Source organism: Bacillus cereus group sp. BfR-BA-01330 (genome assembly GCF_022663885.1).
Classification (GTDB): domain Bacteria; phylum Bacillota; class Bacilli; order Bacillales; family Bacillaceae_G; genus Bacillus_A; species Bacillus_A cereus.
Genome location: NZ_JAKUGK010000001.1, coordinates 947286 through 971940, shown reverse-complemented (window position 1 = coordinate 971940; position 24655 = coordinate 947286). Strand labels below are relative to the sequence as shown.

Below are 24655 nucleotides of genomic sequence, written 5' to 3'. Positions count from 1 at the left end.
AAGAAACGAAAAACTAGAAATAAAAAACCTGACGTTATCCGCCAGGTTCAAAATAAAAACTTATATTAATGAGAAGGAAATGCTTTTTTCTCTTGTAAAATTGCATTATGAGCAATTTTCATTTTCGCAAGTACGTAACGTAATCGATCTTCAGCGTTTTCATCTTTACTTATTTGTAATTCCGCCAAATTTTCAACAGAACTTGCTAAATTTTCAATGACTCCTCTTAGTTCAGGATGATGATTAAAAAAAGATTCTTGCACTAATACTTTCCTTAACTCACTAGCTAAATCAATTATTCTAGACAACTGTTCTTTTTCTTCCATTCTCATCCCTCCTGAATATCTTATGTAGTAAATATTCTCTAAACAAAGAAAAAAGCCCTTTAAATGAAAAGGACTTTTTACATTTTTATATTTCCAGTTAATAACATATATATTGATGTGATAGCCGCAACAATAATTGCCCACATCACATACTTCTCTGCACCTACAAAGCAACGGTTCCCTTGTTCTTTTCTTGCAAACGTGTAAACAATAATTCCAATTCCATACACAATTGAAACGAGTAGTAAATTCTTTAAACCAGCTGCATAAAGAAGCCATACAGAGTAAATAGAAGCAATTAAAGCTAACGCTCCGTTTTTTAATTTAGCGTCTTTTAGTTCGTTTGTAATGACTAATTTAAATTGGAATAACGCTGATAATAAATATGGTAATAAAATTGATGTTGATGCAATGAAATACATAATTTGATATGTTGATTCCGAAAACAAAACGATGATAAATATAATTTGGGCAACACCATTTGAAATCCATAATGCCATGTGCGGTGTTTGCTTCTTATTTGTTTTCGTAAAGACTTTCGGAAATACGCCATCTTTTCCTGCTACATGAGAAATTTCAGAAACAAGTAAAAACCAGCCAATTAATGTACCGACAAGTGAAGCAACTAATCCGATGTTAATCGCAACTGCACCCCATGGACCAACAACGTGCTCTAATACATGTCCCATGGACGGAGTTTCTAACACAGAAAGTTCGCCTCTTGTCATAGCTCCCATTGACAGGACAGAAATTAAAATATAAATGGACATTACTAAAATAAGTCCCAATACTGTTGCCTTACCAACATCTCGACTATTCTTCGCTCTTCCAGATAATACAACCGCTCCTTCAACTCCAATGAAAACCCAAAGTGTTACAAGCATTGTATTTTTCACTTGACCAAGTATAGCGGAAAGTGAGATCGTTCCTTCTCCCCAAAAATCATGTGTAAATGTGTCCCATCGAAAGGCTGTTACCATTACAACAATAAATAAAACGATTGGAACTAACTTCCCTATTGTTGCGATCACATTCATAATAGAAGCTTCACGGATTCCAAATAAAATTAAAAAATGAAGTGTCCATAATAAAAGTGATGCCCCAACGATAGACGCAACATTATTTCCTCCTTTGAAAATTGGAAAGAAATAACCTAATGTACTAAACAGTAACATAATTGTTGCGACATTACCTAAGATTCCTGCTAGCCAATATCCCCAAGCACTATTAAATCCAATATATTCACCGAAACCAGCACGTGCATAACTATAAATTCCACCTTCAAGTTCCGGTTTTTGTCTTGCTAACGTTTGATATACGAGCGCAAGTGGAATCATTCCCATCGCTGTAATACACCAGCCAATTATTATTGCACCACTGTTTGCTCCTACTGCTAAATCATGCGGTAAACTAAAAACACCGCCACCAACCATTGTTCCAACTACTAATGCGATTAATGGAAAAAATCCTAACTTCTTTTCTATTTGTACCACCCCATCTGTCATTCTAGGTGTTATGTTCGTTCAACTATTAAAGTCACCTTTTTCTCTAATAGACGTTTCTCTTATATTTTTTCAGGAAAACATTACTTATTCTAAAAGAAAATGAGCAAAAATGGAATACTTTTTTGAAAAAATGTATAAGTATGCACAAAAAAACCGCTCATTTTGTAATGAACGGTCATTTCAAACATATAAATTTGTATATTTCTTGTAAATTTAACGAAGTAACTTCTCTTTTTGTAAAAATTGTTTTGCGACTTCTTCACTACTTTTACCATTTACGTTAACTTCATAATTCATTTTTCGCATTTCTTCATCTGTAATCTTTCCAGATAATTTATTTAATACCTTTTCAAGTTCAGGATATTTCTGTAACGTTTCTTTTCTTAATAATGGTGCTCCTTGATAAGGTGGGAATAACCCTTTATCATCTTTCAGCACTTTCAGTCCGTATTGCTCCAATTCACTATCTGTTGAATATGCATCAATTACGTTAACATCTCCAGATTCAATTGCGCTATAACGCAGCTTCGGCTCCATCGTTTTAACATTCGAGAACTTATAGTTATATAATTTTTGCATTCCTTTATAACCATCTTCACGATCAGCAAATTCCAATGTAAATCCTACTTTGGCTTCCTGTGCAACATTCCCTAAATCAGAAATTGTATTTATATTCTTTTGATCTGCTATTTTTTTCGGCATAGCTAGTGCATATGTATTGTTATACTCCATTGGCTTCAACATAATCATATTATATTTCTTTTCCATTCCAATGCGAGCCTGCTCATATACTTCATCACGATTTGTACTCTTTGGTTCTTCTTTCACGAAAGTAGATAAAGCTGTTCCTGAAAATTCTGGATATATATCTACTTCCCCTGATTTCAACGCTTCAAATACAAATGCTGTTTTTCCAAGACCTGGTTTTAATTGTACGTGTAAATCTGTATCTTGTTCAATAAGCTGCTTATACATTTGAATTAAAATTTCAGGTTCTGATCCAAGTTTGCCCGCAATAACAATATCTTTCTTTTCTGTACTCCAAAGAAATGGAGAAGCAATCATTATACAAACAATACATATCGTCAATATAACACGCTTAGAAGAGCGTTTCGGTCGTTCAAGTATGCGAAGTACTATATCAAAGAATAAAGCGAGTAACGCGGCTGGTACGGCCCCTAAAATGATAAGTGCATGATCATTTCGATCTATACCTAATAGTATAAGCTTACCGAGCCCACCAGCACCAATGAGAGCTGCTAATGTAGCCGTTCCAACAATTAATACCATCGCTGTACGAATACCGGCCATAATGATAGGCAATGCAAGAGGAAGTTCTACCTTCCACAATCTTCTCCAACTATTCATCCCCATAGCTTTCGCGGCTTCTATTAGAGATTCATCTAATTCCCTTATTCCTGTATATGTATTTCGTAAAATAGGTAATAGTGCATACACAACTAATGCGATAATCGCTGGAAGTTTTCCGATTCCTACTAATGGAATTAATAGTCCGAGTAATGCAAGTGATGGCACTGTCTGCATTACTGCAGAAGTTCCTATTATAAATTCAGCCATTCGTTCTTTTCTTGTTAATAAGATGCCAAGTGGCACCGCTATAATTACTGCAAAAAATAATGAAATAAGCGATATTTGTAAATGCTCACTTAATGCAGTTAGTAATTCTATTTTTCGTTCTTGGAACGTTTGTATAAAATTAGTCACTGTTTAGCCTCTTTCCTTCATTTGTTCAACAATGTAATTGACAATATGACGACTTGTTAACGCTCCAATATATTGACCGTTTTTTTCAACTGGAACGACCTCCTCATCACGCACACGAACTAACGCTTCTTGTAAAGAAGAATGTAATGATAGCGCCTGCCCTTCTAATTGCACACTTTGATCAAGCGGCAATACATCTGCTATACTTTTCCCCTGATACCAAGTTCGTCCGCGATTTCCAATAAACTCCTCTACAAATTCATTTTTCGGATTATGTATAATTCTTTCTGGTGTATCTAGTTGAACAACTTTTCCTTCTTTCATAATACAAATGCGATCTCCAAGTGATAATGCTTCTTGCATATCATGTGTTACAAATACGATTGTTTTTTGAATCTTTTTTTGCAACTGTACAATATCCTTCTGAAGCTGTTCCCTACTTAATGGATCTAACGCACTAAATGGTTCATCCATAAGAACGATTTTCGGGTTTGCAGCTAATGCTCGCACGACACCGACACGTTGTTTTTGTCCTCCTGACAATTCATCAGGCATACGATTTCGATAAATATCCGGATCTAATCCAACCATATGTAACAATTCATCGACGCGTGCTTTAATTTCTTTTTTGCTCCATTGCCTCATTTCAGGAACAATTGCAATATTTTCAGCAATTGTCATATGAGGAAACAAAGCAATCTGTTGCAACACGTATCCTATATCCCAACGTAATTCGTTTATATTATATTGTTGAATATCTTTTCCATCGATTAAAATCGATCCTTCAGTCGTTTCGATTAAACGATTAATCATCTTCATTGTCGTTGTTTTCCCGCATCCACTCGGACCGATGAGAACAAAAAATTCTCCCTTTTTAATTTCTAAATGCAATGAATCCACTGCTTTCGTGCCATCTTCATACGATTTTGACACATGATTAAATTGAATCACAAATACAACTCCTTTAATGTTGTTTCCTTTATTTTGATGGAATATGGCATTCATTTCAAATGATACGCTTTTAAATTAAAAAAGAGCTCACATTTGAGCTCTAACGGTCGAACAATATTGTTTTCATAATAGCAGCATATTCGCGAACATACATTTTTCTCTTAGAACGAATTGGTGTTTCAGCAGCTAGTGCCTCCATCTTCATGCCTAAACGCTTTGCAATTATTTTCGTTCGATATAAATGATACGTATTACTTACAACTACTGCATGTTTCACATTATATAAATCCATACTAAACTTTAAGTTTTCATACGTATTTGTAGATTGATCTTCTATTAAAATACGACTCTCATCTATACCGTGTACCATTAAATAGTTTCTCATACTGTGAGCTTCCGGTATATCTTCATCTTCTCCTTGACCACCTGAAACAATTACTTTCGCTTCAGGATGGGAAAATAAATACTCCACCGCTACATCCAAACGATTTTGAAGAGATAAAGACGGTCTATCTCCAAATAACTTTGCACCCAGTATAAGAACGTACGGAGAGTGATAGCTCAACTTTTCACGAGCAACTTTGTTCATTCTAAACGTCATATAAATGATGTATAGTGGCGGTAATAATAAAATGATAAGAAAGATCCATTTGTTCATAAATAAGTTTGCACTCCCTTTCTTTTTATTATACAGAAAAAGAAAGGGCGGCAGAAGTGTTTTTTAAACGATTGATTTATTAGAAACATTCGCCGCTACTTTACGTTGTGATAGTACATAATAAATAGCGATTCCTAATGAGAAGATCAATATGCAGCTTAATACGTAAAACGGAAGCATTACTCCGGCTTTAGATACACCCGCTGTAAACAGCATTAATAATACAATTCGTATTCCAGTACCAATTAGGCGAAATAAGCTGTCTACACGTCCCATTACTTCGTTTGGAATTTCCTCCATCATCAATACATTTCTCGCCACTCTTGTACCCGCATTTCCAACTGCATGAAAAATTGCAAGTCCATATAAGAAAATTACGGAAGGTTCAATAATCATTGCGGTAATTGAAATTACATAAATGAACATCGTCATAACGATTGAAACTTCTGTTTTTACATATTTCATTATGAGTGGAATACAGATTCCTGCAACAACCGCTCCGACACCGTACATCGTGCCCTCTATTGCGTATACAGAGGCATTGGCTTTAAGTATATCCGAAATATAAACTGGTATTAAATAATTTGCCATCATAACACCTATAAACGGCATATAAGTGGCCAGTAAGAACCAAAAGAGCTTAGGACGTTTTTTCATAAAGTGAATTCCTTCAAACAATTGCTTCTTAAATGTTATTTTTCTTTTCACTTCTTTTTTCTTTACGTACGGTATACATAAGAAAAGAAAAAATGCTCCAGCAAAAGTTAACATGTCTACTAACAAAATCCACTTCAAAGATACAATTTCAATTAAGAAGCTCGCAGCCGCTCCAGAAATAACTTGTGTTAACTGTCCTTGTATTTCCATCGTTCCACTTAAACTTTTATAATGTTCTGCTTGAAATATCTCTTGGTTGAACGCAAATATTGTAGGATAAAACAATAAATAGTAGAATGATCCGGCTATATAAATAAGAATATAGTGAATAGAATGATAAGGTTGCCCAGCAAATCCCCATATAACCATTATTCCGATTACGGCTATTCCGATTCCTTCGTTACATAGCAATAAAGATTTTCTTGAAAAACGATCAATACTTTGCCCAATGAATGGTGTTAATAAAAACATAATGAGGGTTGCAATGATAGAAACATAACCAAATGTTGTCTCTCCTCCACTCTCTTTAATTAACAGCCAAGGAATCGTTATCATAACAATTCCGGAACCAATAGCAGATAGACTATTGGCTCCTAGAATGTAATACAAGCGAGAATCATGATAAAGTGAGGACATATCATTCCACTCCTAGTTGTTTTTTCACCTCTTTATATACGCTCATATATGCTTTTAATTCTTTAACTACATCATGAATTAATGGTTTTGCATCTTCTCCAAGTTCACCATCTTGCACATGTAATCCATCAAGCACAACTTGTTTTGGAATTGCATTTGCATAAACACCTCTAGCGACCGTTCGCATGCTGTTTAATGCATTTATTCCACCTTTACCGCCACCAGCAACCGCTAACAATGCAACTGGTTTATGAATAAATTCACTACTACTTAAGTAATCTAAAGAGTTTTTCAGCGCACCGCTCATCGCATTATGATATTCTGGTGTACATAATACAACCCCATCCGCAGCTTTCACTAACGTTTTTAATTTTTTCACTGCCTCTAAATCACGTTGTGACTCTTCTCCATTGTATAAAGGTAACTCCTCAATTGCTAAATCATATAATTCCCCTTCAAATTGATCCGCAATATATTTTGCCACCACACGAGTTCGACCAAATTTTCTTGGTGTACCGTTAATAACGACTAGTTTCATGATTATTTCTCCCCTTTGTTTTCAAGTTCTACTTATATATTATCAGAAATTTCTATACAAAACACAATATAAAGAGTTAACTTGTTTCATAAAATAGTATGATAAACAAAAAAGAACTCATACTTTCGTATGAGTTTTGTACAATTACTTTGTTTCATCTCTCATGCTCAATGTACCTAAACTTTCATTTGCTTCAAAATGATTATATGCTTTTTCCGCTAATCTTTTCCGTTCTTCTGGTAATTCTATATATTTCATTACGTTTTCAATTATTTTTTCGTACGGAGTAAACACAATTCCTGGCCACTCTACCTCATCTTCTGGATTACTATTTTCGGAAATAATAAATTTCTTATTTGCGACTGCATAAGACACGCGAGGTGTTTCAAGAATTCCTGATAAATAAAAATGAATATTTAATATAATTTTAGCTCTAGCAATCAATTCATTTCTAACAATTCCCCACGCATTATTTTTAAAAACTATATTTAAATTCGGGGCAATCGCTTTTAGATGATCAAAAATAGCTTGTCGCCTCGGATTAAGAGCACCTATAAACAGAATATCAATATCTTCAATAATTTCATCTTCAAACGCATCTTTTTTTATTTCCAAAGTTGGAGCATAGTTCATTTCTACATGTTTTATTTCTTTTCCTACCCCTTTTTGTTTAAGCCATTCTATATTTTGTTTACTATAATCCCAAATCACTCTATCTTTTAATAATATTAAATAAAGGGGGTGCGCATATGGACTTCCTTCGTATAGCTGTTCTAAATTATAAACAATTGCATCTTTCGGAAGAAGGTTCGGGTTATATGCATATGTATGTGCTCCAAAAACAACTGTATTCTTTACATTTTCCAGTATTGTTTCTGATATAATTACTGTATTTCCCTCCTGCTCCAACCTCCACTTTAAAGCTCGCGCAACATCTATGAAACTACCGTATGTCTTTGGGCATATAAAAAGACAATAATCATATTCTTTATTCAAATAAACTTCCATTAATCTTAAATTATTTTTATATAGATCTACATCCGGATGTTTAAGTACCAACTCATTTGCATGTTTTCTTGCTACTTTATATAATCCAGCATAATAAGCAGCGATGCATCTTCTTAATTCGATTCTTTCCCGGTCCTCATCTAATACATCCATGTTTAAAAGAAGATTTGCGATACAATACGCTTTTAAATGATCACGATCATAATAATAGTCTAGTAGTGGCATCAATTCTTCATACGTATTTCCATGCACCGATTCTCCTAGTTCAATCGCCCATCGTATTAATTCCATGATTACTCCACTACTCCTTTAATCGAAAATGTATTTAATAAAATTTCGCATTATTCTCTACTATATTTGCTATATGAAATGGAATCTTTTCTTTTATCGATTCCAAATACTTTTGCGACACCGCCCCTAAATGTTTTTTATGAGGTATATAGAAAGCACTAATAGAAATTTCATAGTCAAATAAGTAATCATACACATGATAATCTACAAATAGTAGATCATCCTTTGGAAAAGGAATTTCCTTCCCTTGCAGAGCATACATCAAAGCAATATTGTTTTGAGATCGTAATCGATACAACCTTGCAAGTTGGTATAATGGTTCAGCCCGGGTTGGTCTATATTCCCAAGCTTTTTGAAAATAAAAAACAGCTAACGCTAAATATTGCTCTTCTTGCCCTTTAACAGTTTCTTTTTCATCAGCATCTGTCACTTCATTTTGTTTATTTGCTGAACGATTTGCTAACTGCTCATAACAAAATCCTATTCGCAATAACGAATAGAATACCTCTTCAACCCATCCTCCTGCTTCCACACGTTTTTTATACCATTTAATTGAATTCTCAAATTGACTTAAATGAAAATAAGTCTGAGCTAAATAAAATAAATATCTTATATGCAAATCTGGCGTTGTTTCTGGGTCGTTTATTCCCTGTAACAACAACCTCTCATCTCTTTCAAATTTATCAGCTTTGCTCCCGCCATCTCCGGGATCATTCACGACAAGAGTCTCTAACCGAGCTACCCTCGTATTGTAATTCGCTCCAACTTTTGAACGATCTATATCCCAATACTCATGAGTAACACCGACAGATTTCCATGGTAAAGAAGCTTTTAAAAGACGTGTAAGCCAATATTTAATATGAACATCATATTGTAATGTAAGATAATGATCTTCCGTTAAGCTCGTTTTATCGAAATTCGGATCAACCTCTAAAATCATATCCGCATCTAATATTAATAAATAATCTGCTTCTGGGTATGTTTTTTGCGCTAACGAAACAGCTAAGCTTCTGTTATAACCAAAGTTTTTAAACGGCTCATGATGAACCGTCCCAGGTATCTCATTTTCCTTACACCAATTTTCAATAATTTCAGGCGTATTATCCGTCGATCCAGTATCACAAATAGAAACAAAGTCTACAATTGATTTTGTTGCATTTAAACATCTTTCCATAATTCTAGACTCATTTTTAACGATCATACAAAGACATAACTTTTTTTCTTCCTTTACAGACTTCACTTGCTCATTTCCCATTTAACCACCTCATATTTTATTAACACGCTCTTCTCATATGTAACAACATTTCTTAGCTATACTGATGACATAAGCACCCTTTTACTATTTATGAAAACTTCATTTTATTTATTCTTACTTTTATGTTGGGACATATTTCATGCTTCGCTTTATATTTGATACAATCAATACAAAAAACATAATACGGGAATCCGTACATTTCAAAGTCTAAGAGGAGGTTATATTTTGTTGGATTACATTTGGCTAGATGACAAATCACCAATTTTAGAACAACTACCAAGAAACTTTAAATCTGCAGCTATATTGCTACATCCTTTTATCCAAATGCCTTTAGAATGGGAAAAGTCTGTGAGAAAAAGACCATATGAGCACATCTATCCTAGCGCTGAAGAAATCATTTATAATGGGAAATCCGTTTCTTGGAAGGAAATGATGTCTTGTAGTGGATTACATTCATACGCAGACCTAGCAATGGCCATGTTGACTTCCATTAGTGCCCTTTCAGAAGAATATAAAAGAGAGGATTTAGCTGAAAAGCTACATTCAAACTAAAAAAAAGATCTTTATTATCCAACAGAAGATTATACGTCTATATTTTTATTACACAAATTACTTAAACTCCTCGGTTCTAAAGGTGCAAAAAATCTATATTTCTCTGAACCAATTCTTGATACAAACGGATTATTACAGGTAAATAATACTACTCCATTAGATATTTGGGACATTAGCAATAATGAGTTAATTATTACTGGCGAAGATAATGAGTATGCGTTTATGAGTATATACGATTCCTTTACAACCTTATTATTAGCTAAAGAAGAAAATATAGAATATATTGTTCATTCAATGAACGTCGAAGCTATCATTTGTGACAAAAAAACGATGATTGATTGGTATTTTTAAATTAGTAATTTCTTAAACTATAAAAAAGAAACTTGCGCTTATACACAAGTTTCTTTTTAAAAACATCCTTATTTTTTCACAACTTCATGTCCACCGAACTGATTACGTAATGCTGAAACTACTTTTCCATGGAATGTATCATCTTCCTGAGAACGATAGCGCATAAATAATGACATAGCGATAACTGGTGCTGCAGCTTGAAGTTCAAGTGCAGTTTCAACAGTCCATTTTCCTTCTCCTGAAGAGTTCATTACACCTTTAATGCCATCTAGTTTCGGATCTTCTGCAAATGCTTTTTCAGTTAAGTCCATTAACCAACCACGGATAACTGATCCGTTAGCCCATACTTTTGCAACATCTTCATAATTGAAATCAAAGTCACTCTTATCTAGTACTTCAAATCCTTCAGCGATTGCTTGCATCATGCCGTACTCAATACCGTTATGAACCATTTTCAAGAAATGACCACTACCAACACGGCCAGCATAAGAATAGCCATTTTCTACTGCTAAATCTTTAAATAAAGGTTCTAATTGGTCGTAAATTTCTTTTTCTCCACCAACCATTAAGCAAGCACCGTATCTAGCTCCTTCTACACCGCCTGATGTACCGATATCTACATAATGTAATCCGAAGCTTTTTGCTTCTTCAGCACGGCGTAACGTATCTTTATAGAATGAATTTCCGCCTTCAATAACGATATCACCTTCATCTAATAATGGATATACATCTTTTAGTACTGACTCTACAACTTCTCCTGCAGGCACCATTACCCAAATTGTACGAGGAGCTTCTAGTTCAGCAATCATTTCTTTTAATGTATGACGTGCAGTAATTCCTAGTTTTCCTGCCTTTTCAACAAGCTCTTTATTTACATCGTATACAACTACTTCATGCTTGTCTTCATATAAGTGTTCAGCTAATGGAAATCCCATTTTTCCTAATCCAATTAAACCTAGTTTCATATTAATCAATCTCCTATTCTATACAAATATATTTAATATCGAAATTAGCCCAAGTGCTACTACAGATAATATAGTCTCCATTGCAGTCCATGTTAATAATGTTTCTTTCACAGTCATTCCGAAATACTCTTTAATCATCCAAAATCCTGAATCATTCACGTGTGATAAAATTAATGACCCTGCACCAGTTGCAAGTGCTAATAATTCAACATTTACACCTGGTGTGCTTGCTGCAATCGGCGCAACAATACCAGCTGCTGTCATCATAGAAACAGTTGCCGATCCAGTTGCAATTCGGATTAGTGCCGCAATTCCCCACCCTAATAATATCGGTGAAATATGTGATTCTTTCGCCATATCTGCAATTGTCGTTCCAATTCCAGAATCTAATAATACTTTATTAAATGCGCCGCCTGCACCAATCACTAACAATATGTTTGCAATAGGTCCAAGGCAATCATTTGTAAATTGTAACACTTTATCTTTTGAGAAACCTTTTGCATATCCAAGACTAAAGAAAGAGTAAATGGTTGCAATTAATAAAGCCACAATCGGATCTCCAATAAAGTGTAATACTTGTGCTAGTTGACTCGTTTTATTTAATGCAACTTCTGCTATTGATGCACCAAGCATAAGAAATACTGGAAGTAAAATTGTAAACAATGTATTCCAAAAGCTAGGAAGCTCTTTTTTATTATCTTTTTCAACAAATTGCTCCGCTATATCTAATGGTACTTCCTTATGTATACGAGCACCAATCCATTTCCCGTAAAGTGGACCTGAAATAATTGCAGTTGGAAGTCCGACAATTAACGCATATAAAATTGTCTTCCCTACATCTGCTTTAAAAATACCAACTGCCGCCATTGCCGCTGGATGCGGTGGAACAAGTCCGTGTACGACTGACAGTCCTGCTACTAGCGGAATACCAATTGTAATAAGTGATACCCCAGTTTCTAACGCAATTGTAAATACTAACGGAATTAATAGTACAAATCCAACTTGGAAAAATACCGGAATCCCTACTAAAAATGCAACGAACATCATCGCCCAGTGAACTCGTTTCTTCCCAAAACGATTAATTAATGTGTTAGCGATACGTTCAGCACCACCAGATTCGGCCATCATTTTTCCAAGCATCGTTCCTAGTGCTAAAACTATTGCTAAAAACCCTAATGTATTACCAAGCCCTAGTTTAATAGAATCAATAATCCCTGGATCTTTTGGTGAAGTTCCAATTAAAGGCATTCCCATTGCTAATCCTACACCAATTGCTGTTAAAATTAATGCGACAAATGGATGCCATTTTACTACCGTAATAAGTAAAAGTAGTATGACAACTGCCGCTAGTACGATCCCAACTACCATTTCTCCCAATCCCCCTATTGTTTACGTTGGAAAGCAGCTATACAATCAAATTCTTCTTTCAAGCGATTGTAAAGTCGTTCATACATATAAAACATTTCTAAATATATAGCCGTATTTTCTTTATTCGGTACATGGTGATGGACAATATCAATCCAATCCTTTACCTCTTCAAGAGAATCAATTTTTCCTACAGCATATAAAGCAACTGCCGCTGCCCCAAGCGCAGATGCTTCATGACTTTCAGGTACAAGCAATTCTTTTCCCATCATATCGGACAACATTTGTCTCCAAAATGCAGATTTTGCAAACCCTCCTGAAACTCGTATTTCAGTAAGTGGCCCTGTACAATCCCTGATTGCGAGTGCTACTGAATATACACTCATACAAACACCTTCCATCACTGCACGTATAAAATGTTCTCGCTTATGTTGAAGATTGATTCCAAAGAATGTACCACGAGCATTTGCATTCCAGTAAGGTGCGCGTTCTCCAGATAAGAAAGGTAAGAACAATAGCCCATCCGCTCCAGCTGGTACGCTTTCTGCATATTTAATTAATAAATCATAGGGATCAATGCCGAGCTTTCTTGCTACTTCTTGCTCTGGACTACCAAATTCATCACGTAACCATCTCAGTAATATTCCGCCGTTATTCGTTGGACCACCGATTACCCAGTGCTCATCTGTTAATGCGTAACAAAACGTTCTCCCTTTCTCATCTGTATTTATATTTGATGAGATTGTTCGAACCGCACCACTCGTTCCAATCGTAATTGCAGCCGCACCCGGTGATATCGCACCAACTCCTACATTTGCAAGAACCCCATCACTTGCTCCGATGACAATTGGTGTTTCTGCACTTATCCCCATCTTCTGTGCTAACTCTGGCTTCATACCTGATAAAATATATGTAGTTGGTACAGGGGTTGATAATTTTTCTGATGACATATGTAACATAGTTAAAACATCTTCATCCCAGTTTAATGTTTCTAAATTAAATAACCCTGTAGCAGAAGCAATCGAATAATCAACTACGTAGCGTGAAAATAATTGGTAAATCACATACTCTTTAATGGAAATGAATTTATAGGCACTTGTATATAACTCTGGTTCCTCTTCTTTCATCCATAACAATTTAGAAAGTGGTGACATCGGATGAATCGGTGTACCTGTACGTCTATAAATTTCATGCCCATTCATTTGTTGTAATAATTTTTCTGATTGCTTCGTACTTCGATTATCTGCCCAAATGATAGAACGCGTTAATGGCGCACCATTTTCATCTACTGCAATTAATGCGTGCATAGCTGTACTAATACCGATTGAAGAAATATCTTCTGGTAATACATTACCTTTTTCAATGGCAACGCTTACACTTTTGTATACAGCGGCACATATTACATCAGGATCTTGCTCAGCCCATCCTACATTCGGTTGAATAATTGGGTAATCGATTGCATGTGATGCAATGACTTTTCCTTTTTCTGTGAACACAACCGTTTTTGTACTTGTGGTACCGATATCAATCCCGATTACTCTCCCCCTTGTTTCCATGCGAATCTTCCCTTCATTACTAGCAAAATACGATTTAGTAAACCGTTTACATGAATTAGTATATAAAATATTTTTTCATTTATCAAGTTATAAAAAGAAAATTTTTTTCATACCAAAAATAAATCCCCTCATTCCATTTCACTTATATACTAAATTTAGCTTTTCCATGCGGTAAAATTACGTTATATTCGTTACGCAATACACTCTTTCCTCTCATTAACAACACATACATAATCCTCCATACGTTCTACTTATTTGCTTGAAGAAAAAGTTGAAAAGCAATATTCATTTTTAGCGGTCACGTAACATCACCATCAAGCCAAGAAAAGTAACTAACCGCAGAATGAGAATTCTGTGCATTTTACTCATATTTATTGTTTTAGGTTCACTAGTCTTTTATCTTGATAAACATAGAGCGTGGCCCCCTACTATCACTTTTTTATCTTGTAAATATATCTTGCATACTATAAAACTGAAAAGTATTTTTATTTTTCAGAAAAATAAAAACAATAACACGAAATTTATTGTATAATGTTGTAAAAAGATGTCGGAGGGATTTAATGTTAAATAAAATATCTCAATTCACAATTAAGCTTTCATCAATTCTTTTATCACTCTTACTATTATTAAATTTACCTTATTTATTTATCACTCAACAAGGATTTACCTTTCAACCAATTTATTTTTTTAATCAGACCGTTACTATGTTAAAACAAGTTTTTTCCCCTGAATCATTAGTGATTATAGGATCAGACCCGAAGTTTGGCCATTTCAAAAAAACACCATTATTTCCAACTGTTTTAGAACCTTACCTATATTCATTTACTATATTATTTTTAGCCTTTTTTCTTGCTCTCTTTTTATCATCTAGCATGGCATTTTTTTATTTTTTAGCAAAAGATTATATAAAAAAATGGATAAACCGAATTGTGTTCATATTAGAAGCTGTCCCTGATATGATGATGATGATCTGTTTGCAAATATTTTTCATATGGGTACTTCAGAAATTTGGGGAATCTCCTGTCACTATTATTTCCTTTAATGAAAATCGAGCTTATTTACTCCCTATTTTATCATTAGCTGTCTTACCTACATTACAAATGTTTCGGATGATGGTGTTATACATAAAAGAAGAGCAAGGAAAACATTACGTAGAGGTTGCATATGGAAAAGGCCTTTCATCAAGTTATATACTATGCATTCATTTATTCAAAAATATATCTATCCACTTCTTCCACCATTTAAAAACGATTTTTGTTTTCTTACTTTCTAATTTATTCATTTTAGAATTTGTTTTTAATATGGAAGGCATTATTCAATTTTTATTTAATAAGGCGTTTGTTTCACCTCCAGCTGCATTTATCATACTTGTTATGATTATTTTACCATTTTATGCTATTTTCCAAATAGTCTCATTCATGATGAACAGATGGAAAAAGCAATTGAAAGGAGTATCATTATGAAATCTATTTGGAAATCAAAACGCTTTTTAATCGGCTTTACTTATCTATTCATACTTATTTCAGCTAGTTTTATTTATAGTTGGTTCTTTAAAGATAACATCCCAAAACCTCCTCAGTTACTTTACAATGACAATAACGAATTACTTGGAAAGGCCCCCTTTCCGCCATCGTTAATTCCACCTTTTGGATCTGATCGTTTTGGAGAGTCTGTTTTCTTACAAATTGTAGAAGGAGCAAAATTCACTATTTTATTAGCCATGGCAATTAGCTTCTTTCGAATTTTATGCGGAACATGTATAGGAATCCTCTTAAGTTTATTTGCTCCAAAACTCAAGAGATTTTTCCAGTCATGCTCAGAAGTTTTTTATTACATTCCAACTCTATTTATCGCATTCATACTCATCACGCCCGTTAATATTATAATCACATCAAATGCTGATGGGGTAGATCCAAATATTTCATTTACGTTTTATCAAGTACTCGTACTTATTTTCGTCGCTCTGCCTACACTTTCTTTATACATATCCTCAGAGGTTGATGAATTTATGAAACAAGATTACATCTTAAGTTCACAATTACTGGGGGCTAGTCGTTTTCATATTATAAAAAAACACTTACGAGTCTTATTACTTGACCGCTTATTTGTATTATTTATGGAACATATCGTCCAAACACTCATACTCGTTATCCATTTAGCGTTGCTTAACATTGTAATTGGCGGCATACAAATGCGTGAACTCTATGACGGAGTGCTCAAACCTGTTTCTCTATCTAATGATTGGGCAGGTCTTATTGGATTAAATCGTAATGAAATGAATCTTTCATGGTGGATTATTTTTTATACTCTCGCTTCATTCTTTATTACGATTCTATTTATTAAGCTTATGACCATCGGGATTCAAGATGCACTGAAAGCAAGAGATTCGCAAATTGTAGCAATTCAAAACGTTCCAGATCATAAAAAATTTGTTAAACATAAAGATTCCTTTTCGTTTGCAAATAAAGTAAACCTTTAATCATTTCTCATTAATGAAGTATTAATTGGCATCGATATTAGTAGAAAATAAAGAAGATGATCCCTATTAAATACAGGGATCATCTTCTTATGCTGTCTAACTTTTTTACATGTCCTTTGCTAGACTCATGTTTTTTATATTTAAAGTGAATTATTTGCAATCACAATTATGTTTTTTAAAATCAATTACCATACGCCCTTGAATTCTACCTTGTTCCATTTCTTCGAATACATTTTGTACTTTATCTAGCGAACAAGTTTGAACAACCGGCACTACTTTTCCTTCTGCCCCAAACATAAACGCCTCTTCCAAATCTTTACGAGTACCAACTAGAGAACCAACTACTTCAATTCCATCCAGTACAAGTCGTGGGATGTTTAAGTCCATTGTTTCTACTGGTAGCCCTACTGCAACTACTTTACCGCAAGCACGTACTGCATCAACTGCTGAGTTAAAGGCTACTTTAGAGACTGCTGTTACTACCGCAGCATAAGCGCCACCAAACTTCTCTTGCACAATTTTATCAGCAGGACCTTGAGAAATTGGATTGATAGTCATATCAGCACCAACTTCTTTCGCTAAGGCTAATTTATCGTCATTAATGTCTACTGCGATTACCTTTGCACCAAATACATTTTTAGCATATTGGATAGCTAAGTTACCTAATCCACCGCAGCCATAGATTACAATAGGTTGACTAGGTTTAATATCTGATACTTTAATAGCTTTATATGTAGTTACACCAGCACAAGTAATTGATGATGCTTGAGCAGGATCTAATCCTTCTGGTACTTTTACCGCATAATCAGCTGTAACGATACATTGTTCAGCCATACCACCATCCACTGAATAACCAGCGTTTTTAACTTCACGGCAAAATGTTTCTCTACCAGTTACGCAATATTCACAACGTCCACAAGATTGGAACATCCATGCAATACTTACACGGTCACCTATCTTTAGTGAAGTAACATCATCAGCTATTTTCGTAACAATACCTACACCCTCATGACCAAGAATACGGCCATCAGTGTTACCAAAATCATGATTCGCAACGTGTAAATCAGTGTGGCAAACTCCACAATACTCTACATCTACTAACGCTTCACCTGAGTGTAACGGACGTAATTCTTTTTCAATCACTTCGATGTTTGCTTTGCTGTTTTTATTAACCACTACTGCTTTCATATGTGATCTCCCCTTTAGTGTTTTAGCATTTTAATGAGTTTATCTCACAACTACTTTCTTCACTACTTTGGCTAGTTATTGTACCAAATTTAAGTGTTCAATCATCATTACATCTTCATCATAACATGACACTTCATAAACAATTTGTGAAATTATGAACAATATTTGAATTATTACATAAATCGGTCTTTATTTTAAATTTTTAAAAATGAGAGTTTATCACTGACTATAAGTAAGTCATACATTTCTAAAAGAAAATAAAGTAACAAACTTCTCATCGATAAAAAAGCTCTTCACTCAATATTTTCTATATTTAAACACTTAGTTTCACAGTAATAGCCTTTGCCACCAACATAAACTTTTTCTATTTTATTCTTGCTATTGGTTGCTAATTTAACTAATATTTCGGAAGGCGAGTGTAAAGAATAACCTTGTTCAAATACATAGACTTCTTTTTGCAAATAGTGCTGTTCATAAAGATAGCAAGCTAATGCACCGTTTGAAGTTCCAGTCGCTGCTTCTTCATTAATGTCGTATAGTGGAGCAAAATTTCTGCATATAATTCGATTGTCATTAAAAGTATATAAATGCATCCCGACAACATTATAATACTTGCTGATTTCTTTAATTTTTTCAAAATTAGGTTGCAGTGCATGTAATTGTATTTCGCTTTTTATAGGAATTAAAATATCTTTTAAGCCAGTGGAGACAATTTGAATTGGGTATTTATTGTCTATATCTTTACTATCAAAACAGTCGATGAACTCGTTTGGAGATACAACATCATAGAATCTCGGTTTATTTTGTTCCATGAATATGATGTCATCTTTTATAGTGATAGTAAGAACACCGCTGTTCGTTTCAATCGTATAGCGATTCCTGAAAAGTTTATTTAAATGCATCAGTATCGCGAAAGAGCCAATTGTGGCATGACCACATAAATCAACTTCTTCTTTTGGAGTAAAATACTCAAATTTATAATCAGCAATTTCAGATTCTGATATAAATGCGGTTTCCGCATAACCCAGTTGTTTGGCTATTTCGATTTTTTGAGTAGTGGTCAATGTATTTGTATTCTCAATAAATACCACTCCTGCTTTATTTCCGCCTTTATGCTCCTTGCTAAATGCACTTGCAACATAAACAGATATTTTCATAAGACATCTTCCTCACTTATAGTAAATTATAGTATAGAAAGCACTACATATAAATTCCATTGGATAAATTATCCCTAAAATAAGAAACAAACTATTTTTAGCATTTGAACTCTCCAAAAATAGTTTGTCTCCAGTCTGAAAGCTCTTCATTTGAAGAGCTTTTTTTATATTCGCTTCATCGAAATCGTTTCACGTATACTTTGTAAATTTTTTAGAGTTTCCTCTTGTCGCTGCAACGACAACCCTACATACAAAGTATCTAATAAGCTTAACTGTGCTAATCGTGATGAACTTGCTTCTGTGCGGAATTCAGTCTCACGTGTTGATGTATATAACGTTATATCAGCAAGTTGACTTAATGCTGATTTCTTATAGCTCGTAATCGCAATAATTTTGGCTCCTCTTGCTTTCGCTACTTCTAACGCTTCAAGTAATCCTTTATTGCTACCAGAATGAGAAATACCAATAACAACTGAATTTTCTGAGAGTAAACCTGCTCCCATAATTTGAAAATGCGAATCAGTATGAGCGATACAAGAAATACCCGTTCTCATAAACTTATGATACGCATCCATTGCAATAATACCAGAGCCACCATTTCCATAAAACTCAATTCGACTTGCTTCTTGTAAGGCTCGTACAGCCTGCTCAAGTGCCGTTTCATTAAGCAAATGTAAAGTATCTTGCAGTCCTGTAATATGCGAATGAAAAACTTTTTTAGCAACAGTTACCATACTATCTTCTGCTGATACCTCTTCATGAATATTTTGCATCGGTGTATGTACAATTTCACGAGCTAATGTAATCTTTAAATCTTGAAAACCTTGCAAACCAAGGTGTTTACATAAGCGGAATATCGTAGCTTCGGAACTATTCGTAACTTCAGCTAATTCTGTAATAGATTTATGTACAACATCTTGTGGATGTTTCAAAATATGTTCGGCAATACTTCGCAATTTCGGTGATAAACCATTTAACGAAGCCTGAATCTTTCCAATCCCACTTCTTGTACCAGGCATAGCATATCCTCCCCTTCCATCGTAGCTTTATCCTGTAAAAACCGATTAGTTAAACTAATCATCAGTGGGGATGGTCCCCCACTGATTAGAGTTTCACTTTATTGTACCTAATTATCGAAAGAAGAAAAACCTATATTAGGGATTACTATAAATTTTAATTGCTCCTATGTATTCTGTCATACGATATAACAGAATTATTCATGCTTATGAATAATTCTCTCCATGTTTCACTGCGTATAATGCGGCTTGCGTACGATCATCCACTTCCAATTTAGCTAAAACGTTTGAAACGTGTGTTTTCACAGTTTGTTCTGTAATATGAAGTTCTGCTGCAATCTCCTTGTTGCTTCTTCCTTTCGCAATTTCGCGAAGTACCTCTTGCTCTCTTTTCGTTAACATTGAAAAAGGATTTTCTACTTCCTTCTTTACTGCAGAACGCCCCATTAATGCAGGTGTTACTTTCGGGTGAAAATTCGCATTTCCTTGATGTACTGCAATAATAGAAGCGACAAGTTGCTCAGGTTGTACTTCTTTTAATTGATAACCATCTGCTCCAGCTTCAAGTGCTGGTATAACATAATCTTGCTCTGAAAAACTACTTAATATAAGTACCTTTATTGTCTCATCATATTGCTTTAGACGTTTTGTTGCCTCAATTCCATCCATTTTCGGCATCGATACATCCATTAGTACGACATCTGGTCTTTCTTTTTGCATGAAATGTAATGCCTCTTCGCCATTTTCCGCTTCCCCAATAATTTCAAATTCTTCTCTCGTTTTCAAAAAGAATACAAGTCCTCTTCGAACGATATGATGGTCCTCAACTAGTAGCAGTTTAATCTTCAACCTTATTCTCCCCTTCAAATCGGCAATTGAATTTCTATTTTTGTACCCTTTTTCAGCTCTGTTATAATTTGAAACGACCCCTTCATTAACTGAATACGTTCCTTCATACTTTTCAGGCCAAGTGCTGATTCCCTTACTTGTTCTTGTATAAATCCTATTCCATTGTCTTCTATGTAAAAATGTAACTGGTTATTTTCTATTTTCAAAAGAATATGTACCTTTTCACACGAAGCATGCTTTTTACAATTATGTAGCGCCTCTTGGCTAATACGCCATAAAACTTCTTCTATTTCATCCCCAATTGAAACCATCCCATCAATTCGAACTTCCACTTGAACTCCTAATAACTTCCCGTAATTTTGAATTGCTTCTGCTAATCCTTTCTCCAATCCTTCAGGTCTTAATTGCCAAATTAATAGCGTCATCTCTTGTAATGCTTCTTGTGATAATTCCCCAATATAACTTAACATCTCTTGCAATTCTCTATCTTGCGTCATATTCAGAGTACCTTTCGCTGTTAGCATAATAGAAAATAACAATTGTTTTACTGAATCATGTAAATCACGTGCAAGTCGATTTCTTTCCGCTACCACTACATATTTACGTTCTTTCTCAACTAATTGAATACGTTGTATTGTCGTTCCAATTTGAAATGCAATTGATTCTAATAACGCTAACTCTTCCTCAGAAAAATGAGTCTTATGAGGTGCAGCCACATTTAGTAGACCAAATTTTTCTGATCCAGACCTAAGCGGAATTGTCGCATGATGTGTAACATCTTCTGTCTCTCCCCAATTACATTCAATTGCATCTTCTATTCGCTTACATTCAATAATATTAGTCGCTTTTTCCAATCTCCCATTCACAAAACGTTCTACACACCAACAGTTTCCTTCACACATCGGCTTCTTCTTTTGCCACGTAAGAGCCTCTGGTAAATTTTCGTCTACAAGCATGCTGTGCTTTCCACTTTCATCAATAAAGAATATCCACCCTGTTTGTAAATTCATTACTTGTAACAATGTATGCAACACTTTTTCTAACATATCCTGTAAGTTTGTTGCTTCATTTAATAATTCAGCAATTTCTTTTAATGCTTCTAAACGACGCATCTCTTTTTCTTCAAAGTTCATTCTCATCACCAACTACAATTATAACATTAAGAAATTTCTAAATTCTATAAATAAAAAAAGAACCGAATTCTTTCAGCCCTTTCTTTATATCAATCATTTTATTATTGTTATTCTATCCAATGTTGGAAGCAGAATTTTTGTTAACAAACGATTCTACTTTAGCTGTCCGATAAAGATTGTCCACCATGGATATGCTGTAAACCTTCAGTAGTAACAACCATATTCGCTGCTGGCATTTGCACTTGATTCTTATGGAACATAGACATTAATTCAAATCTTACTTGTCTAGAAGTTTCAAAATAATCTTCTGGCTTTATTAAACCTGTAATACAAAATTCATAGCCAACATATTTCAAGTTAGGATTTAAGTCTGTAACACCGACGTATTTAAATGGTTCAACAGCCTCATCCTCTACTCTATAAAGAGTTTGATTCAATTCTTCATTGCATATAACACATACTTCTTCTAACAATTCCTTCACTCTTGTTGGATCTTCCTGATAACTTACCGTGATGCGTTCAATTACACGCATCCATCCTTTATTAAAATTTTGTATCGTTCTAATCTCTCCGTGCGGGATGGTAAGTAGTTTTCCTGACCATTCACGAATTTGCATAAAACGAATACTAATCTCTTCAATAGTTCCTGAATTTGTTCCGTTAAAAGTTACAAAATCACCAACCCGAAACTCTTTGTCCGCTAATCTTGCAAAGCCTAATATAACATCTTTTAGCATCTGTTGTGCAGCAAAACCGATGACAACTCCAGCTATCCCTGCACCTGCAATAATACTTTTTATATCTACAAATTGGCTAATTAAATATATGATAAGACTGATGATAATGATATATCTAAAAATAGATCGAATTACACTTTGAATCGTCTGCTCTACCTCTTCATCAAAAAAGCTTGATTTCCTAAAAAACCAATCAATAATACGGTTTATTACAAAAGAAATAATGATTAAAACTAAAGCAAATAGTAAAAATCTTAAAAGTAAAAACTCTCTTACATAATTAAAAAATTCTTCAGTATACGTTAATAAGCTCATTTAACCACTTCCTTACTAATTAAAAAATTCATAATCGCCTAAGTTTGTTCCAGAAAAATCTATTATCCTAATCTAAAATGCCACTATCCTTACTATGTATTTTGACTCTATTACTAATTCACCTTAAACAGTATGTCTAGGTGTTCTTTTTCCTTTCCCTTTAAATATACCCTTTTTAATAACCTAAGGGGGAGCGAATCGTGAAATTTTTTTATACGTTAAAACTTTATTCATCTCATTACGATTTCAACTCATTTATTCATTAACTACGTAAAAAAAGAGCTGAATTTATCAGCTCTTTTATTCAATATTAATTGTTGTCTTACTACTTTTTTCTTCTTTCAATTTTGGCAATTCAATTGTCAGTACGCCATCTTTATAATTTGCTTTAACATTTTCTTCCTCAACTTGTTTAAAATTAAAGCGTCGAGTTACAGAACCTATAGAACGTTCTTTACGAATATATGTGCCATTCTCATTTTTTTCGTCTACTTCATTATGATTCGTTGCTTGGATCGTTAATATATCTTGTTCAAAATCAACTTGAATGTTTTCTTTTTGAAAACCTGGTAAATCTGCTTTCACAGTATATTTACCAGATTGCTCATGAACATCTACTTTAAAAGTATCCATGTTCAGTGGCTTAAAGAAAGCATCTGTCATCCCTTCTAATAAAGAAGGCCCAAAATCAAAAATGCCATTTTGACGTTTTGTTATCTCTGGAAATAAATTACGCATATTTTTTCCTCCTTATTATTTATGAATGAAAGATTATCTCTTTCTGCCTTTATTATAACATTTGGTCAAAAAAGGTCAAAGTTTTTGTTTGACCTTTTTTGATGTATATTTTACCAAATAAAACAAATAAGTTATATGTCATCTCTCCCCTTATAAAGAGGAATATATCTACATAATAACGAATAGTTTATTTGCTCTTATTTTTTCTTACGGAGGTTACATACAATGGGATATATTGAAGAACTTAGAAAAGTTGTCGGATCAAGACCACTCAATCTAGCAGGAGTTGCTGTAGCTGTTTTCAATGAACAAGGACAAATATTACTTCAGCAAAGGCAAAATGGTATTTGGGGTGTTCCTGGTGGATTCGTTGAACTTGGTGAATCCACAGAAGAAGCTGGGAGACGGGAAGTGTTCGAAGAAACAGGGATTGAAATAGGAACCTTACAATTAATAAGCGTATTTTCTGGAAAAGAATTTTTTGTAAAATTACCGAACGGTGATGAATTTTATCCTATAACTATTGCCTACCTTTGCAAAGACATTACAGGCGGTACGTTAAAAGCTGATGGAATTGAATCATTACATGTACAATTTTTTGATATAAATGCGTTACCAGAAAAAATAAGCCCGTTCATAAAAAAACTAATCGAGCAAAATGTCGTTTCTATTTAAACGTAAAAAAGAGACCTTTTTTAAAGGTC

The 24655-nt window shown here is 34.2% G+C and carries 22 protein-coding genes and 1 pseudogene; 4 read left to right on the top strand and 19 right to left on the bottom strand.

From position 1 onward, the window contains the following. Positions 1-65: 65 nt before the first annotated feature. The 9 genes from MR112_RS04995 to MR112_RS04955 form a co-directional block, all read right to left on the bottom strand. Positions 66-326: a hypothetical protein gene (locus tag MR112_RS04995; protein ID WP_000391445.1), complete on the bottom strand. Its 261-nt coding sequence runs from the start codon at positions 324-326 to the stop codon at positions 66-68. Between the two features lie 77 nt (positions 327-403). Further along, positions 404-1831, bottom strand: coding sequence for a basic amino acid/polyamine antiporter (locus tag MR112_RS04990; RefSeq protein ID WP_000129444.1), 1428 nt, complete (start codon positions 1829-1831; stop codon positions 404-406). 213 nt (positions 1832-2044) lie between these two features. Next, positions 2045-3556, bottom strand: a complete 1512-nt coding sequence (locus tag MR112_RS04985) for an ABC transporter permease/substrate-binding protein (RefSeq protein ID WP_000181014.1) — start codon at positions 3554-3556, stop codon at positions 2045-2047. Positions 3557-3559: 3 nt separating this feature from the next. Beyond that, positions 3560-4507 carry an ABC transporter ATP-binding protein gene (locus MR112_RS04980; RefSeq protein WP_000614071.1) on the bottom strand — a complete coding sequence of 316 codons (948 nt, stop codon included), beginning with the start codon at positions 4505-4507 and terminating at the stop codon, positions 3560-3562. Between the two features lie 100 nt (positions 4508-4607). After that, positions 4608-5165 (bottom strand): YdcF family protein, encoded by a 558-nt coding sequence (locus tag MR112_RS04975; protein WP_001045715.1) that lies wholly within the window; start codon positions 5163-5165, stop codon positions 4608-4610. 63 nt (positions 5166-5228) lie between these two features. Then, positions 5229-6458 (bottom strand): MFS transporter, encoded by a 1230-nt coding sequence (locus MR112_RS04970; RefSeq protein ID WP_000097165.1) that lies wholly within the window; start codon positions 6456-6458, stop codon positions 5229-5231. 1 nt (position 6459) lies between these two features. Continuing rightward, positions 6460-6996 carry an NADPH-dependent FMN reductase gene (locus tag MR112_RS04965; protein ID WP_000780355.1) on the bottom strand — a complete coding sequence of 179 codons (537 nt, stop codon included), beginning with the start codon at positions 6994-6996 and terminating at the stop codon, positions 6460-6462. A gap of 144 nt (positions 6997-7140) precedes the next feature. Continuing rightward, positions 7141-8295: a CgeB family protein gene (locus MR112_RS04960; protein WP_000420431.1), complete on the bottom strand. Its 1155-nt coding sequence runs from the start codon at positions 8293-8295 to the stop codon at positions 7141-7143. 34 nt (positions 8296-8329) lie between these two features. Next, positions 8330-9550, bottom strand: coding sequence for a glycosyltransferase (locus MR112_RS04955; RefSeq protein ID WP_000526219.1), 1221 nt, complete (start codon positions 9548-9550; stop codon positions 8330-8332). Between the two features lie 139 nt (positions 9551-9689). Here MR112_RS04955 and MR112_RS04950 point away from each other — a divergent pair. Continuing rightward, positions 9690-10453: pseudogene (locus tag MR112_RS04950) on the top strand (DUF2711 domain-containing protein). 68 nt (positions 10454-10521) lie between these two features. Here MR112_RS04950 and gnd read toward each other — a convergent pair. Genes gnd through gntK form a run of 3 tightly spaced genes read right to left on the bottom strand, consistent with a single transcriptional unit; the run spans position 10522 to position 14339 of the window. Next, positions 10522-11418: a phosphogluconate dehydrogenase (NAD(+)-dependent, decarboxylating) gene (gnd, locus tag MR112_RS04945; protein WP_000765995.1), complete on the bottom strand. Its 897-nt coding sequence runs from the start codon at positions 11416-11418 to the stop codon at positions 10522-10524. Positions 11419-11436: 18 nt separating this feature from the next. Next, positions 11437-12786 (bottom strand): GntP family permease, encoded by a 1350-nt coding sequence (locus tag MR112_RS04940; protein WP_000260208.1) that lies wholly within the window; start codon positions 12784-12786, stop codon positions 11437-11439. Between the two features lie 14 nt (positions 12787-12800). Continuing rightward, complete coding sequence (gntK, locus tag MR112_RS04935; RefSeq protein WP_000450003.1) at positions 12801-14339, bottom strand: gluconokinase; 1539 nt, start codon at positions 14337-14339, stop codon at positions 12801-12803. Positions 14340-14899: 560 nt separating this feature from the next. Between gntK and MR112_RS04930 the strand changes: the two genes are divergently transcribed. Further along, complete coding sequence (locus tag MR112_RS04930) at positions 14900-15802, top strand: ABC transporter permease subunit (RefSeq protein WP_000932683.1); 903 nt, start codon at positions 14900-14902, stop codon at positions 15800-15802. Continuing rightward, complete coding sequence (locus MR112_RS04925; RefSeq protein WP_000836565.1) at positions 15799-16818, top strand: ABC transporter permease; 1020 nt, start codon at positions 15799-15801, stop codon at positions 16816-16818. Before MR112_RS04930 ends, MR112_RS04925 begins: the two co-directional genes overlap by 4 nt. Positions 16819-16968: 150 nt before the next feature. Here MR112_RS04925 and adhP read toward each other — a convergent pair whose 3' ends face one another. The 7 genes from adhP to MR112_RS04890 form a co-directional block, all read right to left on the bottom strand. Next, positions 16969-18006, bottom strand: a complete 1038-nt coding sequence (adhP, locus tag MR112_RS04920) for an alcohol dehydrogenase AdhP (protein WP_000649120.1) — start codon at positions 18004-18006, stop codon at positions 16969-16971. A gap of 293 nt (positions 18007-18299) precedes the next feature. Next, positions 18300-19163: a PhzF family phenazine biosynthesis protein gene (locus tag MR112_RS04915; protein ID WP_000704345.1), complete on the bottom strand. Its 864-nt coding sequence runs from the start codon at positions 19161-19163 to the stop codon at positions 18300-18302. Positions 19164-19327: 164 nt separating this feature from the next. Beyond that, entirely contained in the window at positions 19328-20182 is an 855-nt protein-coding gene (locus MR112_RS04910; RefSeq protein ID WP_001119642.1) for a MurR/RpiR family transcriptional regulator, read from the bottom strand. Positions 20183-20386: 204 nt separating this feature from the next. After that, positions 20387-21028: a two-component system response regulator CasR gene (gene casR / locus MR112_RS04905; protein WP_000694623.1), complete on the bottom strand. Its 642-nt coding sequence runs from the start codon at positions 21026-21028 to the stop codon at positions 20387-20389. 14 nt (positions 21029-21042) lie between these two features. After that, positions 21043-22161, bottom strand: a complete 1119-nt coding sequence (casK, locus tag MR112_RS04900; RefSeq protein ID WP_001008465.1) for a two-component system sensor histidine kinase CasK — start codon at positions 22159-22161, stop codon at positions 21043-21045. A 158-nt stretch (positions 22162-22319) separates the two neighbouring features. Beyond that, positions 22320-23213, bottom strand: a complete 894-nt coding sequence (locus MR112_RS04895) for a mechanosensitive ion channel family protein (RefSeq protein ID WP_000055427.1) — start codon at positions 23211-23213, stop codon at positions 22320-22322. Positions 23214-23513: 300 nt separating this feature from the next. Beyond that, positions 23514-23951 (bottom strand): Hsp20/alpha crystallin family protein, encoded by a 438-nt coding sequence (locus MR112_RS04890; protein ID WP_001245055.1) that lies wholly within the window; start codon positions 23949-23951, stop codon positions 23514-23516. 225 nt (positions 23952-24176) lie between these two features. Between MR112_RS04890 and MR112_RS04885 the strand changes: the two genes are divergently transcribed. After that, positions 24177-24626 (top strand): NUDIX hydrolase, encoded by a 450-nt coding sequence (locus MR112_RS04885; protein ID WP_048538753.1) that lies wholly within the window; start codon positions 24177-24179, stop codon positions 24624-24626. Positions 24627-24655: the final 29 nt, after the last annotated feature.